At 74.1% G+C, this 11,598-nt stretch carries 9 protein-coding genes; 7 read left to right on the top strand and 2 right to left on the bottom strand.

Translation table 11 applies throughout. The features are described 5' to 3' along the window. Positions 1-4: 4 nt before the first annotated feature. Positions 5-1,009 carry a GNAT family N-acetyltransferase gene (locus tag E1193_RS11385; protein WP_132182950.1) on the bottom strand — a complete coding sequence of 335 codons (1,005 nt, stop codon included), beginning with the start codon at positions 1,007-1,009 and terminating at the stop codon, positions 5-7. A gap of 79 nt (positions 1,010-1,088) precedes the next feature. On the opposite strand from E1193_RS11385, the gene fdxA reads away from it, so the two are divergent. Next, on the top strand, positions 1,089-1,415 hold the full coding sequence (fdxA, locus tag E1193_RS32460; RefSeq protein WP_089005361.1) for a ferredoxin: 327 nt from the start codon (positions 1,089-1,091) through the stop codon (positions 1,413-1,415). Then, positions 1,412-2,527 carry a succinyldiaminopimelate transaminase gene (dapC, locus tag E1193_RS11375; protein WP_132182952.1) on the top strand — a complete coding sequence of 372 codons (1,116 nt, stop codon included), beginning with the start codon at positions 1,412-1,414 and terminating at the stop codon, positions 2,525-2,527. The genes fdxA and dapC overlap by 4 nt, the downstream gene beginning before the upstream one ends. A gap of 88 nt (positions 2,528-2,615) precedes the next feature. Here dapC and E1193_RS11370 read toward each other — a convergent pair whose 3' ends face one another. Then, positions 2,616-4,457, bottom strand: coding sequence for a M48 family metallopeptidase (locus E1193_RS11370; protein WP_132182948.1), 1,842 nt, complete (start codon positions 4,455-4,457; stop codon positions 2,616-2,618). 153 nt (positions 4,458-4,610) lie between these two features. Here E1193_RS11370 and E1193_RS11365 point away from each other — a divergent pair, with 153 nt between their 5' ends. The 5 genes from E1193_RS11365 to E1193_RS11345 all read left to right on the top strand — a co-directional run bounded on the left by E1193_RS11365 (position 4,611) and on the right by E1193_RS11345 (position 11,532). Next, positions 4,611-5,582: a DUF4034 domain-containing protein gene (locus E1193_RS11365; RefSeq protein ID WP_165945708.1), complete on the top strand. Its 972-nt coding sequence runs from the start codon at positions 4,611-4,613 to the stop codon at positions 5,580-5,582. A 92-nt stretch (positions 5,583-5,674) separates the two neighbouring features. Continuing rightward, positions 5,675-6,721, top strand: coding sequence for a prephenate dehydrogenase/arogenate dehydrogenase family protein (locus tag E1193_RS11360; RefSeq protein WP_132182944.1), 1,047 nt, complete (start codon positions 5,675-5,677; stop codon positions 6,719-6,721). 5 nt (positions 6,722-6,726) lie between these two features. Then, on the top strand, positions 6,727-7,368 hold the full coding sequence (locus tag E1193_RS11355) for an SIMPL domain-containing protein (RefSeq protein ID WP_132182942.1): 642 nt from the start codon (positions 6,727-6,729) through the stop codon (positions 7,366-7,368). Further along, on the top strand, positions 7,368-8,015 hold the full coding sequence (locus tag E1193_RS11350) for a nucleoside/nucleotide kinase family protein (RefSeq protein ID WP_132182940.1): 648 nt from the start codon (positions 7,368-7,370) through the stop codon (positions 8,013-8,015). The genes E1193_RS11355 and E1193_RS11350 overlap by 1 nt, the downstream gene beginning before the upstream one ends. A gap of 205 nt (positions 8,016-8,220) precedes the next feature. Next, positions 8,221-11,532 (top strand): S8 family serine peptidase, encoded by a 3,312-nt coding sequence (locus tag E1193_RS11345; protein WP_243707506.1) that lies wholly within the window; start codon positions 8,221-8,223, stop codon positions 11,530-11,532. Positions 11,533-11,598 lie beyond the last annotated feature (66 nt).

Below are 11,598 nucleotides of genomic sequence, written 5' to 3'. Positions count from 1 at the left end.
GGGGTCAGGTGGTTGGGGCGACCCGGGTCAGGTAGGTGTGGTGGGTGGTGAAGCCGAGCTTTCGGTAGAGCGTCACCGCCGCCGTGTTGCGCTGCTCCACCTGAAGGAAGACCCGGGTGGCGCCCTCCGCGCGGCCCCAGTCGGCCAACGCGCCGATCACCCGCCGGGCCAGCCCTCGCCGCCGCGCCACGGGCACCACCTCGATCAGGCTGAGCCCCAGCCAGCGCCCCTGCCCGGTGATCGTGCCCCGGCCCGTCGCGAGCAGCGTGCCGCCGGCGTACACCTGGGCGAAGCGGACCCGGTCCACGGCGGTCAGCACGTGCCGGGCGGAGTCCGGCAGGCCGCCCTTGCGGTCGGCGGCGATCGCGAGCCAGTCCTCCGACGGCGCGGTGGTCAGCTCGACCGGCGGTGCGTCGACGGTCACCGACGGTGTGTCGTTGGTGACCATTGGTGCGTCGCCGGTGACCGGCGGGGCCGTTGGCAGCGTGGCCAGCGACGCGGTCTGCACCAGCACCAGCGGTCGGGCGTCCCACCCCCGGGCGTCCAGTTCCGCTCCGACCGGTGTGGCCAGCGGCAGCGGGGTGTTGACCATGGCCGGTCGACCGAGGTCGGCGTACCAGCGCAGCACCGCGTCGATCGCCTCGGGCAGCGGCCGGTCCGGGTCGCCGACCGGGAGGGCGGAGTTTGCCCGACCGCTCCAGCCCTCGGCGGAGCGCAGCAGCCAGTCGCCCAGGTGGCCCCGTACGGCGGCGGGCCAGGACTCGTCGGCGGCCAGCTCCAGCTCGACCACGGTGGCGGCGGTGGGCCGGCGGGTCGCCGGCACCCGCTTGGCCCGGTGCACCTCGTCCAGTGGCACACGCAGCCGGCCCTGCACCGTGGCCAGCGTCAGGTGCGTGCCGGTCAGCTCGACCAACTCGCCGAGGGCGTCCGAGAAGAGCGGTCGACCCTCCCGCACACCCACCACCCGCCGGACCACGATCCGGTGTCCCACGTCCTGCTGTCGGAGCACGATCGACCTCCTCCCCGGCGAGATACTAGGCTCTTAGCGTCGCGGGTGATCGCGACGAGTCTTGCGGAGGAGAAGACCGGTGACCTACATCATCGCCGAGCCGTGCGTGGATGTGCTCGACAAGGCATGCATCGAGGAGTGCCCGGTCGACTGCATTTACGAGGGCAACCGGATGCTCTACATCCACCCCGACGAGTGCGTCGACTGTGGTGCCTGTGAGCCGGTCTGCCCGGTCGAAGCCATCTTCTACGAGGACGACGTCCCGGAGCAGTGGAAGGACTACACGGGGGCCAACTACGAGTTCTTCGAGGACCTCGGCTCGCCGGGCGGCGCGTCGAAGATTGGCAAGGTGGAGAAGGACGCCTCGTTCGTGGCCGCCCAGCCGCCGCGCGGAGAGGGCCACTGAACCGGCCCGCGCCGGTCTCGGCACGGCTGCCCGAGTTCACCTGGGACACGCTGGACGCCGCGGCCACCCTGGCCGCGGCGCACCCGGACGGTCTGATCAACCTCTCGATGGGTACGCCGGTCGACCCGGTGCCCGCGGTGATCCGGCAGGCGCTGGCGGACGCGTCCGACGCCCCGGGGTACCCGCTGACCGCAGGTGCCCCGGCGCTGCGCGACGCCATCGCCGCCTGGGTGGCCCGGGCCTGCGGCGCCGGTGTCGACGGGCTGGGCGTGCTGCCGACGATCGGTTCCAAGGAACTGGTCGCCTGGCTGCCCACCCTGCTCGGGGTCGGCCCCGGTGAGGTCGTGGTGGTGCCGTCGATCGCGTACCCCACCTACGAGGACGGGGCCCGGCTCACCGGCGCCACCACCGTCCGCGCCGACTCGCTCACCGCCGTCGGTCCGACCTCACGGGTACGCCTGGTCTGGGTCAACTCGCCCGGCAACCCGACCGGTCGGGTGCTGCCCGCCGCGCACCTGCGCAAGGTGGTCGACTGGGCCCGCGAACGCGGTGCCGTGGTGGCCAGCGACGAGTGCTACCTGCCGCTGGGCTGGACGCCCGACGCCGAGCCGGTGTCGGTGCTCTCGCCCGAGGTGTGCGGCGGGTCGTACGACTCGGTGCTGGCCGTGCACTCGCTGTCCAAGCGCTCCAACCTGGCCGGCTACCGGGCCGGTTTCGTCGCCGGCGACCCGGCGCTGGTCGCCGAGCTGCTCAAGATCCGTAAACACGCAGGCATGATCGTGCCGGCACCGGTACAGGCCGCCATGGTGGCCGCGCTGGGCGACCAGGCACACGCCGACGAGCAGCGGGAACGCTACCGGGCCCGGCGTGAGACGCTGCTCGCCGCGTTCACCCGGGCGGGCTTCACGGTCGAGCACTCCGAGGCCGGGCTCTACCTGTGGATGACCCGCGGCGAGGACTGCTGGACGACCGTCGACTGGCTGGCCCGCCGGGGCATCCTGGTCGCCGCCGGTGTCTTCTACGGCCCGGCCGGCGCCCAGCACGTCCGGGCGGCGCTCACCGAGTCCGACGCGCACGTCGCGGCGGTCGCCGCCCGGCTCGCCCGACCCTGACCGCGGACCGGTTTCGGCCGCCCGGCCCGGCGTACGAAAGTGCCGAGGCCCGCCCCCTTCCCGGGAGCGGGCCTCGACCGGTCCGGCGTCAGTCGTTGATCCTCGCGAAGACCTCGAGCAGGGTGTCCCGGCTCTTCTTCTCCAGCAGCTCGCTGGAGTAGAGCTCCTGCACGGCCACCACCCGGCCGTCGTGCAGGGTCAACTCGGCCTTCAGCGGCACCGGCCGGCGCACCTCGACGGAGGTGATCTCCTCGTACGGCAGGAACGGGTGTCGGGCCGCCAGCTCGCTGACCGGAGCCCCGGCGACCAGCTCCCGGAGCCGCTTCTCGCCCTGGCTCGCCTTGCCCGGGTCGGGGACCAGGACCAGCCCCCGGTCCAGCACCAGCACGTCGTGCTCCCGGCCGTCGACCTTGATGTTGGCCAGCGCGCCGATCAGGCCCGCGTTGCCGGCGGTGGCCCGGCGCTGCACCACGGTCGCTGTGGTCGGGTCGACGCCCCGCTCGGCCAGCCGGGCCAACGCCTCGTCGAGGGTCTGTGGGGAGACCGCCAGCTTGGCGATCTCGGCGAGATCCCACGGCTCGCCGTCCGGGCCGACGAACTGCGCCGGCCCGCTCCACGACAGCTGCCAGCGGGCCCGGCCGGACCGGGCCGCCGCGTTGTCCAGCAGGGTCTGCATCGGCCCGGCGAAGCGGGCCGCCGCCTCCTTGCGGGTGGCGTCGCCGAAGAACTGCTCGGCGAACTCCCCGAGCCGCCCCACCCGAACAAGGTCCAGCACGGTCGGCAGGCCCGGCTCGGCCACCCCGGTGAACCGGCCGGCCGCGCGGTAGATGCCGTCAGCCCGGCGCTGCACCTGGGCGGCGATCGCGGCGTGGGTGAACTCGGCCCAGGGAAGCGCCTGGCGGCTGCCGTGGTCGACCACGACCTCCTGGAGCCGCCGGCCGGCCGCGCCGATGTCGGTGAGGAGGACCGCCGCGGGCCGGTCGTCCGGAGTGCCCGCCCCGGCCGGCACGTCGGTCATGGCGGCGATGCGGACCCCGATCGGCGGGTGGGTGTCCCACCGCGACGGCTCCGGGTCGGGCGTCTCCTCCCGCAGCCGGTCGATCTCCTCCCGCCGGGCCTCCAGCAGCTGCCCGAAGCCGCCGAACAGGTCGTCCGGGGCGAGGTCGGCGGCCCAGCCGCTCTCCACGTACCGGCTCAGGTAGAAGCTCCAGGCGGCGTCGAGGGCCGGAAGGGCACGCAGCGCGGACGTTGCCGCCTCGTGCCCGGCGAGTCGCACCGACGAACGGTCCGCCTCCAGCTCCTGCCGGCGGGACGCGGCGTTGTCGACCATCAGGTAGAGCTTCGAGTAGCCCTTGAAGACCAGCCCGATCGGGTTGCGCGGGCTGATCCGCGAGATGGTCTCCTCGATCGCCAGCCGACCCCGGTACGCCACGCCGCCGAGCCGGGTGTGCTGGCCGGAGTAGTGGCCCAGCTCGTGTGCGAGCACCGAGCGGAACTGGTCGACCCGCATTCCGTACAGCAGCGGCAGGCCCACGTAGAGGATGCGCCGGCCGCCGACCAGGCCGAGCAGGCGGCTCTGCTCGCCGACCGCCGCGTTCACCTCGGGCACCAGCCGGATCTCGTCCGGCGCCCGGGTGCCGACCGCGGTGGCCAGCTCGCGCACGGTCGCCCAGAGCGCCGGCGCCGCCCGGTCGTCGAGGACCAGGCCGGGCGGCGGCTCGTTCTTTGTGCGGATCGCCCGCCAGAGCCCCACCGCCACCGCGCCGAGCGCGATGACCAGCGGCAGCAGTAGTTTGCCGGCCAGCAGGCCGCTGGTGTGGTCGGCCAGCCAGATGCCGAGCGCGACAACGGCGGCGAGCTGGAGCAGCGCGACGACGTAGAAACCGATCAACATGACCACCGAGGCGAGCGCCCGGTACGTCGCGGCCATGACTTTTTCCTTCCCCGTGAGAAGCCCACCTCGGCGGCGGGCGGCGCTGGGGAACGTATGACGTGGACCCCGCGTGGACAACCCCCTTCCGGTTCGGCCGACGCGCCGCCCCTACGATCTTGCGACGACATCACGGGGAAGAGGAGAAGCGCGATGTGGCCATTCCGGCGCAAGGCGACCTCACCGGGCGTACCCGGGTTGCTGGTGGACCCGGCGGAGGGTGATCCGACCGCGCGGGCCCTGCGGGAGGCCGGCGCGCGGCGCGACTGGGCCGCCGTCCGCGACCTGCTCACCCCGGTCACCGACCCGGACGACCACGCCTTCTACGTGTCGGCCCTGGCCGGCGTTGACGGCCTTCAGGACTGGATCGGCGAGTGGGTCGACGCCGAACCCCGGTCGTCCCTGCCGACGCTGGTGCGCGGGGCGCACGCCGTCTACTGGGCCTGGGAGGCGCGGACCGCCGCCCGGGCCTCCCAGGTCAGCCAGGAGCAGTTCAAGGAGTTCTGGCGGCGGCTGCGGTTGGCCGAGAACTGCCTGGACGAGGTGGTCGACCGGGACCCGGACGACACCACCGCCCGGACCTTCCTGGTCACCTCGGCGCGCGGTCGGCAGGTGGAGCCCGACGAGGCCACCCGACGCTTCGCGGAGGTCGTCGCCCGGCACCCCACCCACCGGATCGCCCACGAGCAGATGCTCCAGTTCCGGTGCCGCAAGTGGTTCGGCAGCCACGAGCAGATGTTCGAGTTCGCCCGGGAGGCGGTAACCAAGTCGCCGGCCGGCTCGGCGCTCGGGCACCTGGTCGTCGTCGCACATCTCGAACAGTGGCTGGACCTGCCCGAGGGTGAGGACGACGAGTACCTGGACGACGACGCGGTGCGCGCCGAGTTGAACGCCGCCGCCGACCACTCGGTGCGGCACCCGGACTACCGGCCTCGACCAGGCTGGGCGAGCGTGCACAACACCTTCGCGATGGGCTTCGCCAAGGTCGGGGACCTGCCCTCCGCCGCCGGCCAGTTCGAGGTGATCGGCGACCAGGTGACCGAGTGGCCCTGGCAGTACATCAACCGGAATCCGGTGATCCCGTTTCTGGCGTGGCGGGACGAGGCCATGGCCGCCGAGGGCTGACCGGCGTACCGGTCGGGCCGGGGCGTTATCCTCGGCCGGGACCTGGTCGGGGCCGTCGGCCCCGCGCCCGAGCGGGACGGCGAGGTGTGCGGATGGTGGGCAGGGCCGGCGCGCGGGTGCGGGCGGCGGTGGTCGGCACCGGCCTGATCGGCGGGTCCGTGCTGTTCCGGCTGCGTGCCGCCGGCATCGACGTGGCCGGCTGGGACCCGGACGAGGCGACCCGGCGGCAGGCCCGGCAGGCCGGCGTACCCGCACCGGACCGGCTGGTCGAGGCGGTGGCCGACCGGGACGTGGTCTTCCTCTGCGGGCCGCTGCCCACCCTGCCCGGCACGCTGCTGGAGGTGGCGTCGGTCACCCCGGACGGCTGCCTGCTGACCGACGTCGGGAGCACCAAGGCGGAGCTGGCGGCGTTCGCCGCCGAGCGGGGGTTGACCCACCGGTTCGTCCCCGGTCACCCGATGGCCGGCACCGACCGGGCTGGTCTCACCGCGGCTCAGCCGGAGCTCTTCGACGCCGCCGCCTGGGTGCTCTGCCCGTCGCCCGGGCCTGGCCTGGCCGCGTTCCGCCGGCTCGCCGCGTTGCTGGTGGAGGTCTTCGCCGCCCGGGTGGTGCCGTTGGCGGCCGACCGGCACGACGCCGTCGTCGCGCTCGCCTCGCACGTGCCGCACCTGCTCGCCGGGGCGCTGGCCGGCGCGGCCGAACGCTCGCCGCTGCGTGACGCGGTGCTGTCGTTGGCGGCCGGCAGTTTCCGCGACGGCAGCCGGGTCGCCGGCACGCCGCCGGCGCGTACGGCGAACATGTTGCTCGGCAACCGGGCCGAGGTGCTGGTCGCGCTGGCCTCGGTGACCGCCGTCCTCGACGAGTTGGCCGGCGCGCTGCGCGCCGGCGACCGGGCCACGTTGACCGCGCGGTACGCCGAGGGGCAGGCCGCCCGGTCCGCGCTGGCCGCCCGGCCGACCGCCGAGGTGCGCCGCCGCTTTCCGCTCGCCGGCTCCGACGAGGAGCTGCGTTTCCTGCACGAGCTGGGCGCGGCCGGTGGGCACCTGCACGGGTGCCGGACGACCGCAGACGGAGTCGAGTACGCGGGCCGCCGGTTGGCCGTGGAATCGGGCGACCGGCCTGTCCCACCGATAGGGTGAGGGGCGTGATGGACGGACCGGTCGTGGCGGTGCGCGGTGAGGCGTACCGGGAGGTCGCGCCGGAGCTGGCCCGGTTCCGGGTGACCGCGACGGCGCGGGAGCGTAACCGCGAGGCCACTCTGGCCCGGCTCGCCGAGCGTGCCGCCGCCGTCCGCGTGCTGCTCGACGAGCACGACCGGGCGATCGACCGCCGGGAGACCGGCGAACTGCGGGTGCGCCCCGAGACGAACCGGTCCGGCGAGCGGGTGGTCGGCCACCACGGCAGCGTCACCACCACGGTCACGATGACCGACTTCACCCTCCTCGCGGAACTGATGCTGCGCCTGGCCGAGCAGGAGCAGGTCGAGATCGCCGGGCCCTGGTGGTCGCTGCGGCCGGACAGCCCGGTGTACCGGGAGGCCCGGCACGCGGCAATCGCCGACGCGTTGCGCCGGGCCCGGGAGTACGCGGAGGCGCTGGGCGCCCGGGTGACCGCGCTGCGCGAACTGTCCGACACCGACGAGGGGTTCGGCGCGGCGGGCGGTGGGGCGATGTTCGCCCGCGCCGCCGGCGGCGGCCCACCCGAGCTGGAGCTGGACCCGCAGCCGCAGCCGGTGCACGCCCTGGTGCGGGCCCGGTTCACCATCAGCGAGCCGGTCCTGAGCTGATGCCCGAGGCGTCCGTGTTCCCACTCGACGACCTGGTGGCCCGGGCGCGTGCCCTGGCCGAGGCCGGGCCGCGGCAGCTGCTCGGCATCGCCGGCGCGCCCGGCGCCGGGAAGTCGACCCTCGCCGAGCGGATCGTGGCGGCGGTCGGCCCGGCGGCCCGGCTGGTCCCGATGGACGGCTTCCACCTGGCGCAGGCGGCGTTGGAACGGTTGGGCCGGGCCGACCGCAAGGGCGCCGCCGACACCTTCGACGCCAACGGGTACGTCTCGCTGCTGCGCCGGTTGCGGCGCAAGGAGCCGAGCGCGGTCTGGGCGCCGGCGTTCCGGCGGGACATCGAGGAGCCGGTCGCCGGTGCGATCGAGGTGCCGCCCGCAGTCCGGCTGGTGGTGACCGAGGGCAACTACCTGCTGCTCACCAACCCGCCGTGGGACGAGGTCCGGACGCTGCTGCACGAGGTCTGGTTCCTCGACCTGGACGCGCGGCTGCGGCTGCGTCGGCTGGTCGCCCGGCACGAGGCGTACGGGCGGTCGCCGGCCGACGCGGCGGCCTGGGCGCACGGCAGCGACGAGGCGAACGCCGCCCTGGTGACCAGCACCGCCGACCGGGCCGACCTGGTGGTGCGCCTCGCCGACTCCTTGCCCGGGTGACGGTCCGCCCCGGATGGGGCTGTCGACGGCGACCCTCACGGACAGGTCTCCACTTTGTCCGAAGACCGTCATTTTCCGGCCTTCACATTACATACTCGGTATGTAATTCTGAGCCTCGTCAATGCGACTCCCTGTTGTAGTGACGCTCGACGAGGAGGATCCGTTGCACCACAGAAGAAGGAAGACGGCCGCACTCGGCCTCGCGATCGGTCTGGCGGTGACCACGCCGGCCGCCGCGTCCGCCGCCGCGCCGGCCGGCTCCCCGACCGCCCGGCCCCCCGTACCAGCGGCGACCGCGACCGGGAAGCACAGCATCACCCTGGTGACCGGCGACCGGGTCACCGTCACCACCGGCGGCAAGGCCGCCGTCCAGCCCGGCCCCGGCCGGGAGAAGCTGCGATTCCTGGTACGCCGCGAGCGCGGCCGCCTCTCGGTGGTGCCCCAGGACGCGGTCGCGCTGATCCGGGCCAACCGGGTCGACCGACGGCTCTTCGACGTCACCGAGCTGATCTCCGCCGGTTACGACGACGCGCGCCGCGACGACCTGCCGCTGCTGGTCTCGTACGCCTCCGGCGCGGCGCGGAGCGGCGTGGCCGCGCTGCCCGGCACCCGGGTGACGCGGGACCTGCCGGCGATCGGCGGCGCGTCGCTCACCACCGGCAAGTCCTCGGTGGGCGCGGTCTGGTCCACGGTTACCACCGGGTCGTCCGGAGCCCGACTCGGCGCGGCGGGGGGCGTCGAGCGGATCTGGCTCGACGGCCGCCGCCAGCTCACCCTCGACCACACCGTGCCCCAGATCGGCGCGCCCGCAGCGTGGTCCGCGGGACTCACCGGCAAGGGCGTGACGGTGGCGGTGCTGGACACCGGCGTCGACGCCACCCACCCCGACCTGGCCGGCAAGGTCGGCGAGGCACGCAACTTCAGCCAGGTCGACGACACCCGGGACACGGTCGGGCACGGCACCCACGTCGCGGCGACCATCGCCGGCAGCGGCGCCGCCTCCGGCGGCCGGTACAAGGGCGTGGCGCCCGACGCCACGCTGCTCGACGGCAAGGTCTGCGAGGACACCGGCTGCTCCGAGTCCGCGATCCTCGCCGGCATGCAGTGGGCGGCCGTCGACAGGCGGGCCGCTGTAATCAACATGAGTCTCGGTGGCTGGGACAGCCCCGAGGTCGACCCGCTGGAGGAGGCGGTCGGGACGCTGACCGAGCAGACCGGCACGCTCTTCGTCATCGCCGCCGGCAACGACGGCACCGACGGCTCGGTGGGCTCCCCGGCCAGCGCCGACGCCGCGCTCGCCGTGGGCGCGGTGGACCGCGACGACGAACTCGCCGACTTCAGCAGCCGCGGGCCGCGGGTCGGCGACGACGCGTTGAAGCCCGAGATCACCGCGCCCGGCGTGGACGTGGTGGCCGCCCGGTCCGCCCACGGCCAGATCGGCGACCCGGTGGGTGACCGGTACGTCTCCCTCTCCGGCACCTCGATGGCCACCCCGCACGTGGCCGGCTCGGCGGCGCTGCTCGCCCAGCGGCACCCCGACTGGAAGGCCGGGCAGCTCAAGTCGACCCTGATGGCCGCCGCGAAGCCCCACCCGGCGCAGACGGCGTACCAGCAGGGCGCCGGGCGGGTGGACCTGACCCGGGCGATCACCCAGCAGGTCACCACCGACCCGGCCAGCGTCTCCTTCGGCCGCGCCCTCTGGCCGCACCACGACGACGAGCCGGTCACCCGGAAGGTCGCCTGGCGCAACACCGGCCCGGCCCCGGTCACCCTCGACCTCACCGTCCAGGCCAGCGGCCCCGGCGGGAAGGCCGCCCCGAACGGCATGTTCACCCTCGGCACCCAGCGGATCACCGTGCCGGCGGGGGGGCGCGCCGAGACCACTGTCACCGCCGACACCCGGCTCGGCGACGCCGACGGCTACTGGACCGGCCGGATCCTCGCCCGCAGTGGGACGGCTGTCGCGGTCACCCCGCTGGCCGTGCACCGCGAGGTGGAGAGCTACACCGTCACCATCAAGCACCTGGGCCGCGAGGGCACGCCCGACGGGGCCGGCGGCAGCACCCTGGTCGGGCTGGCCGGCTTCAGCATGCACGACGGCTACGCCCCCGACGGGGTCGCCGAGGTGCGGGTGCCCAAGGGGCGGTACGGGCTCAACACCGTCTTCGTCGAGCCCAACCCGGACGGCGAGACGGCCCACCTGGCCCAACTGTCCCAGCCGGAACTGGTCATCGACCGCGACCGGGAGCTCACCGTCGACGTACGCCGGACCAAGCCGGTGACGATGACGGTGCCGCAGGCCGACGCGCAACTGGGATTGGCCGGGGTCAACGCCGACTTCAGGGCCGACAACGGCGACAGCTACAGCTTCAGTCTGCTCGCCGACTCCTTCGACAACCTGGCCACCGGGCAGCTCGGCGACACCGTGTCGGCGGACCGGTTCGTGTCCAGCATCGACGGCCAGTGGGCCGAGCGGGGCGGGAAACACAGTCCCTACCTGTACGCGCTGAGCGAGGCTTTCCCCGGCCGGCTGCCCACCGGGTTCGTCCGCAACTACCGCCAGGCCGACCTGGCCACCGTCAAGCACATCTTCCGCGACATCTACCCCGGGCTGCAGGCCGAGCGCCTGGTCTTCGCCGACAACGGCTACAACACGGGCGGCTGGGCGATGGTGCTGCCCACCGACGTGCCCGGCGAGCGCGTCGAGCACTACAGCGTCAACCGGATGCGGTGGACCTCCGAGCTGTTCTTCGGAACCCCCAGCCCAGATGGGCCGTGGCTGGAATTCCAGGCGGGCCTGACGTCGCCCGCCACCGCGCACAAGATCCGGCGGACCGTCCACGAGACCTGGGGCGCCGCCCCGCTCGGGCCCTCCACCCTGCCCAAGCGCTGGATCTTCCCGAGCGTCGGCCGGGCCGGTGACACGATCCTCGCCATGGTGCCGCTGTTCAGCGACGCCGCCGGCCACGTCGGGGGCTCCGTCACCGACAAGGCTCGTACCGCGCTGTGGCGCAACGGCAAGCTGGTCGGCGAGACCACCGACGTCGGGTACGGCGAGTTCGAGGTGCCCGCCGCGGCGGCCGACTACAAGCTGACCGTCTCGGCGACCCGCAGCCTGACCGACCTGAGCACGGCGGTGGAGTCCACCTGGACGTTCCGGTCCAAGCACGCCGCCGGCGCGGACGCGGTGGCGCTGCCGGTGTCGGCGATCCGCTTCCGCCCGCGGCTGGCGGCCGACAACAGCGCCCCGGCCGGCCAGACGCTGACCATCCCGATCGACGTGCGCCGGCAGGACGGCGCGGGCACGGCGCGGGTGAAGAGCCTGACCGTTGACGCCTCGTTCGACGGCGGGAAGACCTGGGTCAAGGCCGGCGTGGTGCAGGTTCCCCGACACGGGTGGTCGGCCGTGGTCAAGCACCCGGCCACCACCGGCCACGTGTCCCTGCGGGCCACCGCCCAGGACACCGACGGCAACACCGTGACCACGCGGATCATCCAGGCGTACCGCCTGAAGTAGGCCGGACGGGCGGGCCCGCGGTCATCGCCGCGGGCCCGGTCGGGCGACGTGGCCGGGGTCGGGGCT

The sequence above is a fragment of the Micromonospora sp. KC606 genome (genome assembly GCF_004348675.1).
Classification (GTDB): Bacteria; Actinomycetota; Actinomycetes; order Mycobacteriales; family Micromonosporaceae; genus Micromonospora.
This window is presented reverse-complemented; position numbering and strand designations above follow the sequence as displayed.

What these genes read in the sequence shown, in the direction of transcription:
- E1193_RS11370 (WP_132182948.1), bottom strand. Translation starts at nt 4,457, where the DNA reads ATGGCCGCGACGTACCGGGCGCTCGCCTCGGTGGTCATGTTGATCGGT.
- E1193_RS11365 (WP_165945708.1), top strand. Translation starts at nt 4,611, where the DNA reads ATGTGGCCATTCCGGCGCAAGGCGACCTCACCGGGCGTACCCGGGTTG.
- E1193_RS11360 (WP_132182944.1), top strand. Translation starts at nt 5,675, where the DNA reads ATGGTGGGCAGGGCCGGCGCGCGGGTGCGGGCGGCGGTGGTCGGCACC.
- E1193_RS11350 (WP_132182940.1), top strand. Translation starts at nt 7,368, where the DNA reads ATGCCCGAGGCGTCCGTGTTCCCACTCGACGACCTGGTGGCCCGGGCG.